At 71.2% G+C, this 17,059-nt stretch carries 17 protein-coding genes; 12 read left to right on the top strand and 5 right to left on the bottom strand.

Annotated elements, in window-relative coordinates; translation table 11 throughout:
- The first annotated feature begins 683 nt into the window (after positions 1-683).
- Entirely contained in the window at positions 684-1,448 is a 765-nt protein-coding gene (locus ABR738_RS27565; protein ID WP_350232649.1) for a MerR family transcriptional regulator, read from the top strand.
- A gap of 214 nt (positions 1,449-1,662) precedes the next feature.
- Here ABR738_RS27565 and ABR738_RS27560 read toward each other — a convergent pair whose 3' ends face one another.
- Positions 1,663-2,751: a PP2C family protein-serine/threonine phosphatase gene (locus tag ABR738_RS27560; RefSeq protein ID WP_350232648.1), complete on the bottom strand. Its 1,089-nt coding sequence runs from the start codon at positions 2,749-2,751 to the stop codon at positions 1,663-1,665.
- A 100-nt stretch (positions 2,752-2,851) separates the two neighbouring features.
- Positions 2,852-4,021: a non-homologous end joining protein Ku gene (ku, locus tag ABR738_RS27555; RefSeq protein ID WP_350232647.1), complete on the bottom strand. Its 1,170-nt coding sequence runs from the start codon at positions 4,019-4,021 to the stop codon at positions 2,852-2,854.
- Between the two features lie 59 nt (positions 4,022-4,080).
- On the opposite strand from ku, the gene ligD reads away from it, so the two are divergent.
- Complete coding sequence (gene ligD, locus ABR738_RS27550) at positions 4,081-4,965, top strand: non-homologous end-joining DNA ligase (protein WP_350232646.1); 885 nt, start codon at positions 4,081-4,083, stop codon at positions 4,963-4,965.
- 35 nt (positions 4,966-5,000) lie between these two features.
- Positions 5,001-5,903 carry an ATP-dependent DNA ligase gene (locus ABR738_RS27545; protein WP_350232645.1) on the top strand — a complete coding sequence of 301 codons (903 nt, stop codon included), beginning with the start codon at positions 5,001-5,003 and terminating at the stop codon, positions 5,901-5,903.
- A 75-nt stretch (positions 5,904-5,978) separates the two neighbouring features.
- Here ABR738_RS27545 and ABR738_RS27540 read toward each other — a convergent pair whose 3' ends face one another.
- Positions 5,979-6,776, bottom strand: coding sequence for a nuclease-related domain-containing protein (locus ABR738_RS27540; protein ID WP_350232644.1), 798 nt, complete (start codon positions 6,774-6,776; stop codon positions 5,979-5,981).
- 181 nt (positions 6,777-6,957) lie between these two features.
- Between ABR738_RS27540 and ABR738_RS27535 the strand changes: the two genes are divergently transcribed.
- The 6 genes from ABR738_RS27535 to ABR738_RS27510 all read left to right on the top strand — a co-directional run bounded on the left by ABR738_RS27535 (position 6,958) and on the right by ABR738_RS27510 (position 12,986).
- Positions 6,958-7,257, top strand: a complete 300-nt coding sequence (locus tag ABR738_RS27535) for a zinc ribbon domain-containing protein (RefSeq protein WP_350232643.1) — start codon at positions 6,958-6,960, stop codon at positions 7,255-7,257.
- A gap of 88 nt (positions 7,258-7,345) precedes the next feature.
- Complete coding sequence (locus tag ABR738_RS27530; protein WP_388456380.1) at positions 7,346-8,128, top strand: hypothetical protein; 783 nt, start codon at positions 7,346-7,348, stop codon at positions 8,126-8,128.
- On the top strand, positions 8,125-9,453 hold the full coding sequence (locus ABR738_RS27525) for an ATP-binding protein (RefSeq protein ID WP_350232642.1): 1,329 nt from the start codon (positions 8,125-8,127) through the stop codon (positions 9,451-9,453). Before ABR738_RS27530 ends, ABR738_RS27525 begins: the two co-directional genes overlap by 4 nt.
- 100 nt (positions 9,454-9,553) lie before the next feature.
- Complete coding sequence (locus tag ABR738_RS27520) at positions 9,554-9,895, top strand: SH3 domain-containing protein (RefSeq protein ID WP_502964153.1); 342 nt, start codon at positions 9,554-9,556, stop codon at positions 9,893-9,895.
- Between the two features lie 245 nt (positions 9,896-10,140).
- On the top strand, positions 10,141-11,532 hold the full coding sequence (locus tag ABR738_RS27515; RefSeq protein ID WP_350232641.1) for an FtsW/RodA/SpoVE family cell cycle protein: 1,392 nt from the start codon (positions 10,141-10,143) through the stop codon (positions 11,530-11,532).
- Entirely contained in the window at positions 11,529-12,986 is a 1,458-nt protein-coding gene (locus ABR738_RS27510; protein ID WP_350232640.1) for a penicillin-binding transpeptidase domain-containing protein, read from the top strand. Before ABR738_RS27515 ends, ABR738_RS27510 begins: the two co-directional genes overlap by 4 nt.
- Before the next feature lie 12 nt (positions 12,987-12,998).
- Here the strand turns inward: ABR738_RS27510 and ABR738_RS27505 are convergent, their stop codons facing one another.
- Together ABR738_RS27505 and ABR738_RS27500 are read right to left on the bottom strand one after the other, a co-directional pair.
- Positions 12,999-13,616 (bottom strand): Uma2 family endonuclease, encoded by a 618-nt coding sequence (locus ABR738_RS27505; protein ID WP_350232639.1) that lies wholly within the window; start codon positions 13,614-13,616, stop codon positions 12,999-13,001.
- 136 nt (positions 13,617-13,752) lie between these two features.
- The gene (locus ABR738_RS27500; RefSeq protein ID WP_350232638.1) at positions 13,753-14,859 is read right to left on the bottom strand and encodes a ferritin-like domain-containing protein; all 1,107 of its coding nucleotides are present in this window, start codon (positions 14,857-14,859) and stop codon (positions 13,753-13,755) included.
- Positions 14,860-15,049: 190 nt separating this feature from the next.
- On the opposite strand from ABR738_RS27500, the gene ABR738_RS27495 reads away from it, so the two are divergent.
- The 3 genes from ABR738_RS27495 to ABR738_RS27485 are packed head-to-tail and all read left to right on the top strand — an operon-like array spanning position 15,050 to position 17,051.
- Entirely contained in the window at positions 15,050-15,979 is a 930-nt protein-coding gene (locus ABR738_RS27495) for an AurF N-oxygenase family protein (RefSeq protein WP_350232637.1), read from the top strand.
- A gap of 30 nt (positions 15,980-16,009) precedes the next feature.
- A complete protein-coding gene (locus ABR738_RS27490; RefSeq protein WP_350232636.1) occupies positions 16,010-16,735 on the top strand; it encodes a TetR/AcrR family transcriptional regulator in 726 nt (241 codons plus the stop codon).
- A gap of 10 nt (positions 16,736-16,745) precedes the next feature.
- Entirely contained in the window at positions 16,746-17,051 is a 306-nt protein-coding gene (locus tag ABR738_RS27485) for a DUF8847 domain-containing protein (RefSeq protein ID WP_350232635.1), read from the top strand.
- Positions 17,052-17,059: the final 8 nt, after the last annotated feature.

Genomic DNA, 17,059 nt, shown 5'->3' with positions numbered 1-17,059 from the left:
GAAGTGGAGACGGGGTTGTCAATCTGGCGTTGACTTTTGGCACGCTGTTGAGTTCTCAAGGAACGGACGCTTCCTTTGTACTCACCCTCTCGGGCTTTCCTCCGGGCGCTTCCCTTCGGTATTTCGTGTTTCCGACTCTATCAGACTCTTTCGTGTCCGATTTCCTCGGTGCCTTTCAGGTTCTCCCTCGCGGGTTTCCCTTTCCGGCGGCTCCGACTCTATCAGATCCTTTCGGGCCTGATTCCCGGTCGAAATCGGGTTGCCTTCCCGGCTGTTGGGCCGTTCCGACGTCCTGAACTCTAGCGGATCCCCCCGGTGATTCGTACCCCGGTGATTCGTAATCGAGTCTCCGGGCCGACAGAATAGGAATTCGGCATGCCGAATTCACCCCGGTCGGGGATCTTGCTGAGTGGGGGTGCCGCAGGAATCTGCGGCGGATGGTTGGCGCGGAACCGTCCCGGCTGCACGACAACCCGGAGAACATTACACGAGGCGGGGCGTGGTTCCGTACGCCCCTCGCGCTCGGTCTCGTGCCCCCGCCGGGACGGACCGGCCGGCCCGCGCGCGGGGTGCCGTCACAGCCCGGTGGCACGGGCGGGGCGCGCGGCTTGCGGTTTCCGTTGCGTCAACTTCTAACGTCGTTCTCGGGCCGGAAACGCCGGCCCGGCGATGGGAGGGCAGTCATGGCCTGGTCGATCGCGGAGGTGGCCCGGATGTCAGGGGTGACGTCCCGGACGCTGCGGCACTACGACGAGATCGGACTGCTGCCGCCCGCCTGGATCGGAAGCAACGGGCACCGCTACTACGAGGAGGCGGATCTGTTGCGGTTGCAGCAGATCCTGCTGATGCGCGAGCTGGGTCTCGGGCTCCGTGAGATCCAGGCGGTCCTGGACAGCCAGGTCGACCGCGTGGCGGTGCTCCGCGAGCACCACCAGCGGTTGCTCGCGGAAAAGGACCGGCTCGCCACCCTGGCGCGCACGGTCGGCCGCACCATCGCCGAACTGGAGAAAGCAGAGGAGAACGACGCCATGACCAAGATCAACCGTCCGGAGAACCTGTTCGAGGGGTTCGAGCCCTCCGCCGAGGAGAACGAGAAGGTCCGCGAGCAGTGGCCGAAGGCGTGGGAGCAGTCCCAGCGGGCGGTCGAGACGATGACGCCCGAGGACACCGAGCGGTGGCAGCGCGAGGTGACGGCCCAGATGATCCGCTTCGCGGAGTTCATGGTGGCCGGCACGCCGGTCGACGACGCCTCGGTCCAGGCCGAGGTGGAGGAGCACTACCGGGGCATCTGCCGGTTCTGGACGCCGAACGCGGCCGCGTACAAGGGGCTGGGCCAGACCTATGTGGACGAGCCTCGGATGCGCGCGAATTACGACAAGATCGCTGATGGTCTCGCCGTCTATCTGCGGGACGCGATGGTCGTCTACGCCGACGCCCGCCTGAGCTGACGGGCCCGTCCGGGTCCCGTCGCGACCCGGCCCCTTCCCGCACGCGGGACGGGTGCACGTGCCCGTCACGATGGGCGACTCGCATCACCGGCAGGACCGGCAGGGGGCTGCAGACCCCTGTCCGGGCGGTCCCGTCCGGTGGCACCAGAGGGAAATCAGGGCCGTTCGCGCAGCGTCCTGGCCGGCGCCGGCCAGGCCCGCGTCGGCCCAAGTGTCATTCCCGGTGGCGCAGGAGGAGCATCGCGGCGTCGTCGTGCAGGGGGCCCTCGGTGTGCAGGATCAGGTCGCGGCGCAGCGACTCGAGGGCGGCCTCCGGGTCCGGGTCCTTGAGGAGGAGGGTGCGGGCGCCCAGGGGGTAGAACGCGCCCGAGCGGTCGCGTGCCTCCGTGACGCCGTCCGTGTAGAGGAGCAGCTGGTCGCCGGGGGCGAAGGGGACCTGGAACGGCTGGGGGCCCTCTCCCGTGCCGAGGCCCAGGCCGAGCGGGAGGGCGTACTGGGCGGGTTCGGGGAAGGAGACCTCGCCGTCGGCGCGTACCAGAAGGGGTGGCGGATGGCCGTAGTTGAGGAACACCGCGCCGTTCGCGGGGTCGAGTTCGGCGATGATCGCGGTGACGAACTTCTCGCCCTCCAGGGCCCGCCCCGCTGCCCGCTCCACCCGCGCGCCCACCCCTTTGAGGTCGGGCTCGTCGTGCGCGGCCTCCCGGAACGCGCCGAGTACCACGGCCGCCGTCTCCACCGATTCCAGGCCCTTGCCCTGCACATCGCCGATGATCACCCGGACCCCGCCGGGCGCGGACACCACCTCGTACAGGTCTCCACCGATCCTCGCCTCCGCGACCGCCGAGGTGTAGGAGACCGCCGCGCGCAGATGGCCCGCGCTGCGCGGCACGGGGCGCAGCAGGACCCGCTGGGCGACCTCGGCGATGGAGCGCATTCCGGCGAGTTCCGCCTCGCGGCGCAGGCGCATCACCGATCCGGCCACGCCGACCGCGGTGACACCGGCGACGGCGGCGAGCGAGGCGTAGCCCCTGCGTTCTTCGAAGAGGCCGCTGTAGACGCCGAGTCCGACACCGGCCACCAGCGCGATCAGGCCGGCCGCGACGGTACGTCTCCAGCCGCCGGCCAGGCCGGCGAAGGCGGGGCCGAGCGAGACCAGCGGCAGCAGTCCGACCGTGGGGCCCGCTATCAGGTTGGCGACGACCACCAGCGCCATCACCGCGTACGGCAGGACCGAGAGCACGGCCGGTTCCGCGCTGCCGCGCCCTTCGCTACGGGTGTGGTCGTCGACGGTTCTTGGCAGCATGACCACACCCCTTTCACACCCTTGGGCATCCATTTCGCCACCTGGGGCGCGCCGCAACCCTTCCGTTACCGAATCGAGGCCGGGCGTCGGGGCGCACGACTCAGGCGCTGGCCCGCTTCTTGGGCGCCGTCTTCTTCGCCGCCGTCTTCTTCGCGGTGGTGGAGGTGGACTTCTTCGCGCCGGTGGATTTCGGGCTCGCGGCGGCGGACTTCTTGGCGGTGGAGGAGCGACCGCCCGTGGTGCGCTTGTCCGGCTGGGCGGACTTGGCCTGGGCGGACTTGTCCTGCGCGGAGGACTTGGCCTGGCCGGACTTCGACCGGGTGGATTTCGACGGCGCGCTCTTCGCCGTCCCCTCGGCCTTGGCGGCCTCTCCCTTCGCGCTCGCGCTCTTCTTCGCGGGTGCCTTGCGTGCGGTGGACTTCCGCGCGTTCAGCTGGGTGACCTCGGCGACCGTCTCGCCCTCGCCCTCCCCTTCGCCCTCGTGCTCCTCGCCGCGCGCGGCCTTCGCGGCCTTGACGCTGTTCTCGAGCGCCGCCATCAGGTCGATGACCTTGCCGCCGGGCGCGGCCGGGGCCGTTTCCGTGGCGGGCACCGCGCCGTCCGCCTTCGCGGCGATCAGCTCTTCGACGGCGGTGCGGTAGTCGTCGTGCAGGGTCGACATGTCCACTTCGCCGAGCGTGTCCATCAGGGCGTCGGCCAGGTCGAGTTCGGCCTCGCGGACGCTGACATCGGCCTCGGGCGCGGCCTCGTCGGACGCGCGGATCTCGTCCGGCCACAGCAGCCCGTGCATCGCGATCACGTCGTCGACCACGCGCAGCATCCCGAGCCGTTCCCTCCCGCGCAGCGCGTATTTGGCGATGGCGACCTTGCGGCTGCGCTTCAGGGCCTCGCGCAGCAGGGTGTAGGGCTTGGCGGCCGGCACTCCGTTGGCGGAGAGGTAGTACGCGGAGTCGATCTGGAGCGGGTCGATCGAGTCGGCCGCCACGAACGCGACGATTTCGATCGTCTTGGCCGTGGGCAGCGGCAGGGAGGCCAGATCGGTGTCGGTGATCGGGATCATCGACCCGTCGGCGTCCTCGTACGCCTTGCCGATCTCCTCGCCGCTCAGCTCCTCGCCGTCCAGTTCGCACACCTTGCGGTAGCGGACCCGGCCGCCGTCCGCCGTGTGGATCTGGCGGAACGAGATCGAGTGGTTCTCGGTGGCGTTCACGAGCTTGATCGGGATGCTGACCAGGCCGAACGAGATCGCGCCGTTCCAGATGGATCGCACTGTTTCTCCTCTTCGTCCCCGAGGAGTGCGGTTTGGGTGGTTCGTGGGACTCTCATCGTATGACGCCGATCACCGAGGTGGAGGGGCGGCGGATCGCCCTGTCGAACCTGGAGAAGGTCCTGTATCCGGCGACCGGGACCACCAAGGGCGAGCTGCTGCACTACTGCGCGTCGGTCGCGGACCCGCTCCTGGCCCATTTGCGGGGCCGGCCGGTGTCGTTCCTGCGCTTCCCGGACGGGCCCGACGGGCAGCGCTTCTTCACCAAGAATCCCCCGCCCGGCACCCCCTCCTGGGTGAATACCGCGAAAGTGCCGCGCTCGGACGACAAGGCCGCGCGGCAGGTCGTGGTGGCGGATCTGGCGACGCTGATGTGGGCGGCGAACCTGGTGGTGGAGTTCCACACCCCGCAGTGGCGGGCACAGGCCCCGGCCGAGGCGGACCGTCTCGTCCTCGACCTCGACCCGGGGGCGCCCGCGAGTGTGGTCGAGTGCTGCGCGGTGGCGCTCTGGCTGCGGGAGCGGCTTGCGGCGGACGGGCTGCGGGCGTACGCCAAGACCTCGGGGTCCAAGGGGCTGCATCTGCTGGCGGCGCTCGATCCGACGCCCTCGGAGCGGGTGTCGGCGTACGCGAAGGTGCTGGCCAGGGAGGCGGAGGCGGCGCTTCCCGACCTGGTCACGCACAAGATGGCCAAGGCGCTGCGGCCCGGCAAGGTGTTTGTCGACTTCAGTCAGAACTCCGCCGCCAAGACGACGGCGACGCCCTACACCGTGCGCGCCAGGGAGCGGCCCTCGGTGTCCGCGCCGGTGTCCTGGGCGGAGGTCGAGGCGTGCGGCGCGCCGGACGATCTGATGTTCCTGATCGGGGACATCGGGCCGCGTCTGGAACGCGACGGCGACCTGCTCGCCCCGCTGATGGCTCCCGGCGGCGCGGGCCGGCTGCCGTGAGCGACGGCCCGGGCCCGCCGGTCGAACCCGGCCGCATGGATCACGGCGCGCCGGACGTGGCCCTCCGTCCGCCGGTCGACGTCATGCGCCCCCGGCGCGCGGACGAGATCCCGGCGCAGAACGGCACGCCGGGCGGGTACCAGTACTCCCTCAAGCTGGACGGATTTCGCGCCCTGGCCTTCGTCCTCGACGGTGGACGGGTCTTCCTCCAGTCACGCTCCCGCCGGGACCTCGCCGGGGAGTTCCCGCAGATCCGCGCGTATCTGGGGACGTGCCTGCCCCCGGGCACCGTCCTTGACGGTGAACTCTGCGCATATCGCGAGGGCCGGTTGAGCTTCACCGATCTGCTGAGGTCTCCGGGTGACCGCGCACAGGCGGGGGTGGCGGTGTCCTACATCGCGTTCGACCTGCTCGCGCTGCCGGGCCGGGACGTCAGGGCGCTCCCGCTGCGGGACCGGTGGGACCTGCTCGGCGCCGCGCTCCAGGACGTGGGGCCGCCGCTTCAGCGGGTGCTGGCGACGCTGAACGAGGAGACGGCCCGGGGCTGGTTCCGCGATCTGCGGCCGGTGGGCGTGGAGGGGATCGTGGCGAAGGCGCTGGACTCGCCCTACCGGCCCGGAGGAACGTGGGCGTGGAAGAAGATCCGGCACGCCGACACCCGGGACGCCGCGCTCCTTGGCGTCTTCGGCCCGGCGGAACGCCCCCAGGCGCTCCTGGTCCAGCTGCCCGACGAGCGGATCCTGAAGACGTCACCGCGGCTGACCGCCGTCCAGTCCCGCCAGGTCGCCGAGCTGGTGAGCGGGCGCCTCGGCCCGCCGACCGCCGACCCGGACCACGGCCCCGTCCGCATGCTGACCGGCCCTCTCCTCGTGGAGCTCCGCGAGACGGCGGGCCGCCACGGGACGGCCCGGTTCGTCCGCGTACGGTCCGAAGAGTGAACGCGGCCCCTCACGGGCCGGGTCGGCGACGCCCCCGGGCCAGCCGGGCCCGAGCCCCGGCGGGCCAGGCACCCTTCAGACGCGTAGCCACGTCCTGCGGTCGCGGGCCAGGGCGTACAGGGATGCCACGTCGGCCGGTTTCAGGACGCCTCCCAGGCGGGCGAGGCCCGGGATGTCGCCGTCCTTCAGGACGGTCACGTCGGGGACCGGGCCGCGCTCGACCCGTTCGGCGCCGACCAGGACGAGGACCGGCCGTACGGCGGCAGCCAGCGCGAGACCGGCGCGTTCGGCCTCGTGCCGGATGCCGCGCAGGAGCGGCGCAGGGGCGGCCCGGCCGACGGCGACCAGCGGGTCGGCGATACGCACCCGGCGGCCCCGGGTCGCAACGGAGCGCAGGGTGAACACCCCGGCCGGGCCCACCAGGAGGTGGTCGATCGTGGCCCCGCCGGGCAGCGCGAGCGCGTGCAGGACCCGCCAGCCCGCGCCTTCGAGCCGGTCGAGCGCGTCCCCGGCGAGCTGCTGCGCGGCGAGCGCACGGCGGTGGGGCGCGGTCGTGAAGCGGTGCGCGGGCCACTGCCCGGCCGACTCGTGCAGCAGCGTCTCGCCGGGCCGGTTGGGCGCGAGGTCGTCGTCGGGGTGGAGGAAGAGCCGGACCAGGTCGGCCGGGGTTGGCACGGGCGGCGGCCCGACGTGGAGTTCCCCTACGGCGTACGGGCGCAGCGCGGCCAGCACCTCGTCCTCGTGACCGGCGAGCAGCAGCGCCACGCGTCCGGTGTCCCGGTCGTACCAGGCGGCGGCGCGCCCGTCCGGGAGGCTGACGTACAGTCGCGCCTGTCCGTGCCGGTGCACCGGTGTGACCCGCAGTCCTGCCATGCCCCATCACCCCACCCCGCCATGGGAACAGCCGTTGCCCGCGAGGGCAATAAGCCGGCTGGGCATCGTGCCCCGACGCCACCGCCACCACGCGAGGTCCGGACGCGATGGACGGGGCGCGGTCATGGCCACGACACTGACGCGCGACACGCATCCATGAATACGGGAGGGGAACCACTCAATGATCATCTTCGGCACCCGGAGCTATCTGTACCAGCTCGCGATGCTCACGCTCGTGTGCGGCAACTGCGGCAATCCGGCGGCGCACGCGGTGCGCAAGTACGTCACGAAGTTCACGCTGTTCTTCGTGCCGCTGTTCCCGTTCTCGACGAAGTTCCGCACGCAGTGCACGTTCTGCGGTCTCCAGCAGCAGATCACCAAGGAGCAGGCCGAGGGGCTGCTCGCGCAGCCGGTCGCGCCGCAGTCCTACGGCCAGCCGCAGCCGGGCCAGATGCAGGGGCAGAACCCGTACCAGCAGTGAGCCCGTCCCGGCCCTTTCGTGCCGGGGGCTACGGCGAAGGCGCGGCGCGCGGTGAAATAGCCTGGGGTCACCGCACGACAGGAGCACCTTGACCCGCTACCGCCGCATCGCACTCGTGGCACCCCTGCTGACCGCAGCGGGTGCCCTGATGCTGTCCGGCTGCGGCGGGGCGGGCCACCTCAAGAGCGCGGGCGCGACGCCGACGGCCATCGGCCCCATCCATCTGTGGCCCGATCTGCCGCCCGCCTCGGCGACCCCCAACGACTACGGCGGGACCGACACCGAGCAGGTGCCCGGGATCAAGGTGTCCGGCGGCGACGTGCGCGAGCTGAACCCGGTCGCCGTGGTCCAGGCCGAGGTGAAGGCGCACCCCCACGCCTACAGCGGCAGCGACGGCCTGTACGACGAAACGGTCCGTCAGCTGGGCACCTGCAAGCAGAAGCCGGCCGGCTGCCCGGTGCTCAGGCCCTACTACCGGGACCTGACGGGGGACGGCAAGGACGAGCTGATCCTGGGCATCCGGATGCCGGACCAGGAGCTCGCGGTGCGCTGCTACATGCCGGCCGCCGACGGCGGCCTCATCCGCATCATGTCCACCGTCGACCAGATCATCAGCGTGGACCTCGCGGGCCGCGACGTGATCCTGCGGTCGGTGTCGGCGGGCATGCCGGGCTATGAGTACCGCACCGCCTGGTCCTGGGACGACCACCAGCACGCGATGCTCCCCACCCGCGACGAGATCGTGCGCCGCAAGCAGGGCGCCGACACCCCCGGCAAGCACCACGCGCCGCCCGGTGCCGGACAGCCCACCCCTAAGAAGAAGCCGCCGACGGCGAGCCCGCCGGCCGGTCCCACGGCGGACGCACCATGAACCTTCCCCGGATAACGCGTCCGTCCCGGCTGCCGCTGCCCGCCTGGACCGCGACGCTCACCTGGAAGTCGGCGGTGTTCATCACCGTGATGTGCTGCGCGCTGGCGTCGCTGCTCGGCGTCCTGGTGCACGTGTCGGTGACCCGCCAGACCGTGGGCGAGGCCCGCGACAAGGCGCTCTCCCGGCTCGCCGACGTCACCCAGATGTACGAGGCGGGCGAGCAGCTGCCGCCGGGCGCGGGCATCGACCCGCCGGAACTGCCGGGCTCGCTGCGCGCGCTCGCCCTGTCCGGCAGGCGCGGCACCCTCGTCGACGACGACCGGGGCCGCCCCACCATGTGGGCCGCGGGTCCGGCGGACGGCCGGGCGCTCGCCGCGGAGATCGACTACACCCAGAGCGCCCGCACCATCAACGGCCTGGACAAGGCCATCCTCGGCTCGTCGATCCTCGCGATCGGGGCGACCCTGCTCGTCGGCGTCTTCGCGGTCACCCGGATCACCCGGCGGCTGCACCTGACGGCGACCGTGGCGCGCCGGATCGAAGCGGGCGACCTCGACGCCCGGGTCAACGACCCCCGTACCAAGGACCCCTCGCGCCCGCAGGACGAGGTGGCCACCGTCGCGGGCGCGCTCGACACGATGGCCTCCACGCTCCAGGGCAAACTCCTCAGCGAGCAGCGTTTCACCGCCGATGTGGCGCACGAACTGCGCACTCCGCTGACCGGGCTGCACGCGGCGGCCGAACTGCTGCCCGAGGGGCGCCCCGCCGAGCTGGTGCGCGACCGGGTCAACGCGATGCGCTCGCTCACCGAGGACCTGCTGGAGATCTCCCGCCTGGACGCGGGCAGCGAGACCGTGGACCTGGACCTGCAACAGCTGGCCCCGGTGGTGGAGCGGGTGGTGCGCGCGTCGGCCGCGTCCGGGACGCCCGAGGCGGACACGGTGGTCACGGTGGTGCGGGACGCCTGTGTGGAGACCGACAAGCGGCGTCTTGAGCGGGTGATCGGCAATCTGCTCGCCAACGCCCACAAGCACGGCCGGGCGCCGGTCGAGTTGACGGTGCACGGCCCGGTCGTCACGGTGCGCGATCACGGCCGGGGCTATCCGGCGTATCTGCTCGACCACGGCCCCCAGCGCTTCCGCACCGACGCGGGCACCAAGGGACACGGGCTCGGCCTGACCATCGCGGCGGGACAGGCGGCGGTGATCGGCGCGACGCTCAGCTTCGGCAACGCGCCGGACGGCGGCGCGGTGGCCAGGCTCGAACTGCGCGAGTACGTCGGCCTGACGGCGCCCGAGGGCCACGCGGGCCCGGACTCCGCGTGACGCGTCGTCACGCTTTGCGGTCCCGAAAAAGCGAATTTAGTGTGAGGCAAGCGAATTGAGGGCCGCTCACGTGCGGCCCCGCCCCTTCACAGGAGGCACCATGTTCCTGCGCTCACCCCTTGCCGCCCTCGGCCTGTGCGTGGCCACCGGCGCCGTCGCCGTGCTCGCCACGGCGGGCACGGCGGCCGCCGAGGACACCGCGCACCACGGGTACAAGGGCCGTGTCACCGCCAAGTCCGGCCTGATCCTGCGCGATCGGCCCACCCGGGGCAGCAGGATTCTCGGCCGGGCCCCCTACGGCTCGGTCGTGCACATCTTCTGCAAGTCCGCCGGCGACCGGGTCGACGGGAACAGCCGCTGGTATCTGCTCACCGACGGCACCTGGGCGTGGGGCTCGGCGGCCTACATCGACAACATCGGGCCCGCGCCCCGCTGGTGCTGACCCGCGCCCGCGTCGCGCGGCCGAGGTGGTTGACGGGAGCGAATCCCGGCGCGACGCCGGCCGCTCCCGCCCCGGTCACCCGTAAGGGCCGGCCGGGGCCTTCCGTCCCGTGGGCACCGCCCGCCGTGACCGCTACGTACAGCGTGAGCCGAGCACCGGGCGCCGGTGACGAGCCGTCAGGCATTCCGCCCGACGTCCAACGACATACGGGGACATAAGACGCGCATCTTGCTACGTTGCCTGCCATGACCGCACCGTCGGCGGCGGATGCCTGCCCACCCGAGCTCCGTCTCCCCAAGCGGCGGGGCGTCGAACTCCTTCTGCTGGCCGGTGCCGTGCTGGTCGTGGTCATCGGCTACGTCGACGTCGGGCTCGCCAGGAACCACACGGTGCCGCCCGACGCCGTGCGCTACGGAGCCGGGCTCGGCCTGCTCGCGCTCCTGAGCCACCTCGTGGTCCGCTTCCGCGCGCCGTACGCCGACCCGCTGCTGCTGCCCATCGCGGTGCTGCTCAACGGGCTCGGCCTGGTCCTGATCTACCGGCTCGACCTGGGCACCCCCGCCAACCGCGCCGCCCCCGCCCAGCTGGTCTGGTCCACGCTCGGGGTCGTCCTGTTCCTGCTCGTCGTCCTGGTCCTGCGCGACCACCGCGTCCTCCAGCGGTACGCCTACGTCTCGATGGCCGCAGCCCTGGCCCTGATGCTCGTCCCGATCCTCTTCCCGCCGGTCAACGGCGCCAAGATCTGGATCAGGGCCGGCGGCTACTCCTTCCAGCCCGCGGAGCTCGCCAAGATCCTGCTCGCCGTCTTCTTCGCCGCCTACCTCGCCGCCAACCGCGACGCGCTCGCCGGCACCGGACGCAGGATCCGGCGGCTGCAACTGCCCACCGGCCGGGTGCTCGGCCCGATCGTGATGATCTGGCTTCTGAGCGTCGGCGTCCTCATCCTGGAACGCGACCTCGGCACCTCGCTGCTGTTCTTCGGCATCTTCGTGATCATGCTGTACGTGGCGACCGGCCGGACCGGGTGGATCGCGGTGGGCCTGCTGCTCGCCTCGGCCGGCGCGGCCGCGGTCGCCCTGTTCGAACCCCATGTGCACGCGCGGGTCACCGACTGGCTCGATCCGTACGCCACCATCGACGCGGGCCTGGGCCCAAGCCAGCTCGCCCAGTCCCTGTTCGCCTTCGCGGCGGGCGGCACCCTGGGCTCCGGGCTCGGTCTCGGCCACTCCCTCCTGATCGGTTTCGCCGCGAAGTCGGACTTCATCCTGGCCACCGCCGGAGAAGAGCTCGGTCTGTCCGGACTCACCGCGATCTTCCTCCTGTACGCCCTGCTCGTGGCCCGTGGCTACCGCGCCGGGCTCTGCCTCCAGGGCCCCTTCGGGCGGCTGCTCGCGAGCGGGCTCGCCTCGATCCTGGCACTCCAGGTGTTCGTGATCGCGGGTGGCGTGATGGGGCTGATCCCGCTCACCGGCATGGCGATGCCCTTCCTCGCCCAGGGCGGCTCCTCCGTGGTCACCAACTGGATCATCGTGGCGCTGCTCATCCGGATCAGTGACTCCGCGCGGCGCCCGCTGCCCCCGGTCGAACCGGGCGTCATCGCGCGGTCCCGGCCGGCGCTTGAGGAGACCGCCTCGTGATCCGGTACATGCGGCGGGCCGCCGCCTTCTGCTTCGTCCTGCTGGTGGCGCTCCTGCTCAACGCCGCCCGCGTCCAGGTCTTCCAGGCCGACGCGCTCGACTCCAACCCCGCCAACCGCCGCCTGGCCATTGCCCGTTACCACCAGCCGCGCGGCGCGATCGTGGTCGGCGAGGAGAGCGTCACCGGGTCGAAGGACACCGGCCAGCAGCTGCGCTACGAGCGCACGTACAAGAACGGGCCGCTGTACGCGAGCGTCACCGGTTACGCCTCGCAGACGTACGGCACCACGCTGGTCGAGAACGCGGAGGACCCGGTCCTCGCGGGCACCTCGCCGCTCCTTTCGGTCTTCCCGCTGTGGAACGACCTGACGGGCAGCCGGCACTCCGGGGGCCGGGCCGTCACCACCATCAAGGCCTCGATGCAGCAGGCCGCGTTCAAGGGACTGGCCGGAAAGAAGGGCGCGGTGGCCGCGCTCGAGCCGGCCACGGGCAGGATCCTCGCGCTGGTCAGCAGTCCGTCCTACGAGCCCGGCGTCCTGTCGGGCACCGGCAGGACGGTGACGGACGCCTGGAGGCGCCTGACCAGCGACCCCGACCAGCCCATGCTGAACCGCGCGATCCGCGGGACCTATCCGCCCGGCTCCGCTTTCAAGATCGTGACAGCGGCGGCGGCGCTGGACGCGGGCGCGGTCACGGATGTCGACGCACCCACCGACACCCCTGATCCCTATGTGCTGCCCAACACCGCCACCACCCTGCCCAACGAGGCGAGCGGCTGCGGCAACGCGTCCCTCGCGTACGCCGTCAACGTCTCCTGCAACACGGTGATGGCGGGGCTCGGCGTGAAGGTGGGTCTGGCCAAGATGGTGGAGGCGGTGGGGAAGTTCGGCTTCAACGACACGGGGATCAAGATCCCCTCGGGTGTCGCCAAGTCCAACTTCGACACCCGGATGAGCCCCGACCAGCTGGCCCTGTCCTCCATCGGTCAGTTCGACACCACGGCCACCCCGCTCCAGATGGCGATGGTCTCGGCGGCGGTCGCCAACGGCGGTGACCTCAAGTACCCCTATCTGGTGGACCACAGGACGACCGCGCGCGGCACGACCGTCTCCACGACCCGGCCGCGCACCTACCGCCGGGCCATGAACCCGGCGACCGCTCTGCGGCTCCAGCAGATGATGGTGGACGTGGTGAAGAGCGGCACCGGCACGAGCGCGGCGATCCCGGGGGCGACGGTCGGCGGGAAGACCGGCACCGCGCAGAACGGCATCGGCAACATCGGCAGCCCCTACGCCTGGTTCATCTCCTGGGCCCAGGCCGACGGCACGTTCCGCCCGGCGGTGGCGGTGGCGGTGGTCGTCGAGGACGCGTCGGCCAACCGGGGCGACATCAGCGGCGGGGGCGACGCGGCGCCGATCGCGAAGGCGGTGATGGAGGCGGCGCTGGCGCCGTGACCCGGGCCCCGGTCAGCGGCGGCGGTCCAGCGTGGTCAGGTCGATCTCGATGGGAAACGGGAGGTCGACCTTGAGCTCCTTGTGGAAGATCCCGACCGGGCCGTACGCGTGGGTGGCCGGGTCCAGCTCGTAGACGTACACGACGGCCCCCTCGTCGCTCTTCTCGACCCGCCAGAAGTGCGGGACGCCGGCGCGGGCGTACTTGCGGGGCTTGACCTCACGGTCCCGCACCATCGAGTCCGCCGAGACGACCTCCACCGCCAAAAGGACGTCCTCCGGTTTGAACCAGGTCTGCTCGGGGCCGTCGTCCGCCGCCACGGGCACCACCAGGACATCGGGTTCGGGCCGGTTTCTCCGGTCCATCCGGACGGTCATCTCCCCGATGGCCTCCAGGTGTTCCGGCGCCTGCTTCGTCAGCTCGCCGACCAGGAAGTGAATGGCGCGCGAGTGAAACCGGGTCTGCGGACTCATGAGGACGAGACTTCCGTCGATCAGCTCCGTGTGCGGAGGGAGATTCGGAAGCCGGTCCAGGTCGTCCGCGGTCCAGCCGCCCGCCGGAGGGCGGGGCCACCGGTACTCGCTGTCCAACCCGTCCTCGTCGTCCAGCCCGTACTCGCGTGCGGCGCTCATGATTGCTCCCATGCGACGGAGTCTGTCTCGCACCGCCAGCCTACTCAGGGACAATCCCGGGAGCATCCACACGGAGGGATGAAAGCCGGTCGCACCGTTGACGACGGGACCGGCGCGACCGGTTTCCCACGCGGCGTCAGGACGCCGCCCCCTCCTCGATCGCCCCCGCCACCTCCGCGACCCGCGCCGCCTCCTCCGCGGCGAAGCGCTCCGCGTCCAGCTGTTCGGCGATCTCCTCGTCCTGGGCCATCAGGAGGTCCAGGTTGGAGTCACCGAGGTCGAAGACGCCCATGTCCACGTACGCCTTCTGGAGGCGTTCGCCCCACAGGCCGATGTCCTTCACGCAGGGCACGATGCGGCTGAAGAGCAGCTTCCTGAACAGGTGCAGGAACTCGCTCTGCTCGGTCAGCTCCTCGGCCTCCTTCTTCGGGATGCCGAAGTTCTCCAGGACCTCCACCCCGCGCAGCCGGTCGCGCATCAGGTAGCAGCCCTCGATGACGAACTCCTCACGCTCCTTCAGCTCGGCGTCGGAGAGCTGCTTGTAGTAGTCGCGCAGCGCCATCCGGCCGAAGGCGACGTGACGGGCCTCGTCCTGCATGACGTACGCCAGTATCTGCTTGGGCAGCGGCTTGTCCGTGGTGTCGCGGATCATGCCGAAGGCGGCGAGCGCGAGGCCCTCGATGAGGACCTGCATGCCGAGGTAGGGCATGTCCCAGCGGGAGTCGCGCAGGGTGTCGCCGAGCAGCGCCTTGAGGTTGTCGTTGACCGGATAGAGCATGCCGAGTTTGTCGTGCAGGAAGCGGCCGTAGATCTCGGCGTGCCGGGCCTCGTCCATGGTCTGGGTGGCGGAGTAGAACTTCGCGTCCAGGTCGGGCACCGACTCCACGATGCGGGCGGCGCACACCATGGCGCCCTGCTCCCCGTGGAGGAACTGGCTGAACTGCCAGGAGGTGTAGTGCAGGCGCAGCTCACCCTTGTCGCGGTCGGTCATCCTGGCCCAGTGCGGGGTGCCGTACAGGGTCATCGCCTCGTCGGGGGTGCCCAGGGGGTCGTGCGGGTCGACTTCAAGGCTCCAGTCGATGCGCTTGGCGCCGTCCCACTGCTTGTCCTTGCCCTTCTGGTAGAGGGCGAGCAGCCGCTCGCGCCCGTCGGCGTACTCCCAGCTGAAGCGGGCGGCGCCGGAGGCCGGCACCTGCCAGAGAGGTTCCTGCGGGCCGTTCACATAGAGATCGTGCGTCGACACGTGCGGCTCCTTCGCCTCGCGGACGGCATCGCCCTGCGGCTCAACTTCTGCACACCCTTGTGCAGTTGGCAGGTTCACACGGTGGTAGACGCGGGGTCAACAAGTGGCGCGCAAGGGATTGACGAGCTTGCTGACAAGGAGTCTCATAAGGGGTGACCCCAGGTAACCCAGCCACGAGGTGCCCCTCGCCATGACAACCGTGACCGAAAGCGAAGTGCTCCGCGACGCACTCGGCCTGCTCAGGGACCGCGAACAGGTCGCCGAGCGGCTGCTCGAATCGTCCGCCAAGCACTCCTTCGACCCCGACAAGGAGCTGGACTGGGACGCGCCCCTGGAGGACGGCAAGTGGTTCTGGCCGCCGGAACTGCTCTCCCTCTACGACACCCCGCTCTGGCGCAGGATGTCCGAGGACCAGCGCATGGAGCTGGCCCGCCACGAGGCCGCGTCGCTCGCCTCGCTCGGCATCTGGTTCGAGATCATCCTGATGCAGCTCCTCGTCCGGCACATCTACGACAAGTCGGTCACCAGTAACCACGTGCGGTACGCGCTGACCGAGATAGCCGACGAATGCCGCCACTCGATGATGTTCGCCCGCATGATCAAGAAGGGCGGGGCGCCGACGTACCCGGTGCCGCGGATCTACCACAACCTCGCGCGCGTCCTGAAGACCGTCTCCACCACCCCGGGTTCCTTCGCCGCCACCCTGCTCGGCGAGGAGATCCTGGACTGGATGCAGCGCCTGACGTTCCCGGACGACCGCGTCCAGACCATCGTGCGCGGCGTCACCCGCATCCACGTGGTCGAGGAGGCGCGCCATGTCCGGTACGCCCGCGAGGAGTTGCGGCGCCAGATGATCTCCGCGCCGCGCTGGGAGCGGGAGTTGACCCGGCTCAGCTGCGGCGAGGCGGCCCGTGTCTTCGCCACGTGCTTCGTCAACCCCAAGGTGTACGAGAACGTCGGGCTCGACCGCCGCGAGGCCGTGGCCCAGGTGAAGGCCAGCGGCCACCGCCGCGAGGTCATGCAGAGCGGCGCGGGCCGCCTCACCGAATTCCTCGACGACATAGGCGTCTTGAACGGGGTGAGCCGCAGGCTCTGGAAGAGCTCGGGACTCCTGGCGTAAAGCCCGCTCACGGGGATTACGCTGCCCCATATGAGCTCACCCGCCGCCACCCCCGCCTACCGCAGGCTCAGCGTCGAGGAGCGGCGCGCGCAGCTCCTCGGCGCGGCCCTGTCGCTCTTCGCGCACCGGGCGCCGGAGGACGTGTCGCTCGACGACGTGGCCGAGGCGGCCGGGGTGTCGCGGCCTCTGGTCTACCGCTACTTCCCCGGCGGAAAGCAGCAGTTGTACGAGGCGGCGCTGCGCTCGGCGGCCGACGAGCTCGAAGTCTGTTTCGCCGAGGCGCCGAGCGGCCCCCTGACCCAGCGGCTCACCCGGGCCCTGGACCGCTACCTCACCTTCGTCGACAGCCACGACGCCGGGTTCTCCGCGCTGCTCCGGGGCGGCAGCATGGCCGAGACGTCCCGCACGACGGCCATCGTGGACGAGGTGCGGCGGGCCGCGGCCGAACAGATCCTGGTCCACCTGGAGGTGGAACGGCCCGGGCCCCGGCTGCGGATGATGGTGCGCACCTGGATAGCGGCGGTGGAGGCGGCCTCGCTGATCTGGCTGGACGAGGGCAAGCAGCCCCCGCTGCCCGAGCTGCGCGGCTGGCTCGTGGACCATCTGGTGGCGCTGCTCACCGCCACGGCGGCCACCGACGGGCAGACCGCCGACGCGCTGCGGGCCGCGCTCGTCCATGAGCCCGCCGACGGCGCGGCGGGTGTGCTCGCGCGCCGCGTGGTCCCCGTCGTGAGCGGGGCGGCCCACCTGCTGTGAGACTTGAGGGGTGCGAAGCGAGAACACCCTCTTTGTGGGCGGCCCCCTCGACGGGCGCGTCCTGCCGGTACTGACCGGCCCGACCGGCAAGCCGCCGCAGTGGTACGAGGTGCCCGTGCCCGACCCGGCGGGCGGCCCGGCCACCGTGTACGCCTACCGGCTCCAACCCGCCTCCCACACCAAGCGGCTCGGCCTGCCGCGCGGCTGGAAGTACACCTACGTACCCGAGGGCCGTGAGCCGCGCCGGTGGCCGTGGACGAAGCCGAAGAAGGGCGGCGCCGCAAGCCCCCGCACCGGGCTGCCGCCGCACGAGTGAGGCCAATG

Origin of the sequence: Streptomyces sp. Edi4 (genome assembly GCF_040253615.1) — a bacterium.
Lineage (GTDB): Bacteria > Actinomycetota > Actinomycetes > Streptomycetales > Streptomycetaceae > Streptomyces.
Note: the sequence above shows the minus strand (reverse complement) of the source record. Positions and strands in the feature narration are given on the sequence as shown.

Excerpts from the sequence above, each read along its gene's own strand:
- ABR738_RS27535 (WP_350232643.1), top strand. The coding sequence starts at position 6,958 with ATGATCATCTTCGGCACCCGGAGCTATCTGTACCAGCTCGCGATGCTC.
- ligD (WP_350232646.1), top strand. The coding sequence starts at position 4,081 with ATGACGCCGATCACCGAGGTGGAGGGGCGGCGGATCGCCCTGTCGAAC.
- ABR738_RS27540 (WP_350232644.1), bottom strand. The coding sequence starts at position 6,776 with ATGGCAGGACTGCGGGTCACACCGGTGCACCGGCACGGACAGGCGCGA.
- ABR738_RS27505 (WP_350232639.1), bottom strand. The coding sequence starts at position 13,616 with ATGAGCGCCGCACGCGAGTACGGGCTGGACGACGAGGACGGGTTGGAC.
- ABR738_RS27560 (WP_350232648.1), bottom strand. The coding sequence starts at position 2,751 with ATGCTGCCAAGAACCGTCGACGACCACACCCGTAGCGAAGGGCGCGGC.
- ABR738_RS27515 (WP_350232641.1), top strand. The coding sequence starts at position 10,141 with ATGACCGCACCGTCGGCGGCGGATGCCTGCCCACCCGAGCTCCGTCTC.
- ABR738_RS27520 (WP_502964153.1), top strand. The coding sequence starts at position 9,554 with ATGTTCCTGCGCTCACCCCTTGCCGCCCTCGGCCTGTGCGTGGCCACC.
- ABR738_RS27545 (WP_350232645.1), top strand. The coding sequence starts at position 5,001 with ATGGATCACGGCGCGCCGGACGTGGCCCTCCGTCCGCCGGTCGACGTC.
- ABR738_RS27490 (WP_350232636.1), top strand. The coding sequence starts at position 16,010 with ATGAGCTCACCCGCCGCCACCCCCGCCTACCGCAGGCTCAGCGTCGAG.
- ABR738_RS27495 (WP_350232637.1), top strand. The coding sequence starts at position 15,050 with ATGACAACCGTGACCGAAAGCGAAGTGCTCCGCGACGCACTCGGCCTG.
- ABR738_RS27525 (WP_350232642.1), top strand. The coding sequence starts at position 8,125 with ATGAACCTTCCCCGGATAACGCGTCCGTCCCGGCTGCCGCTGCCCGCC.
- ABR738_RS27565 (WP_350232649.1), top strand. The coding sequence starts at position 684 with ATGGCCTGGTCGATCGCGGAGGTGGCCCGGATGTCAGGGGTGACGTCC.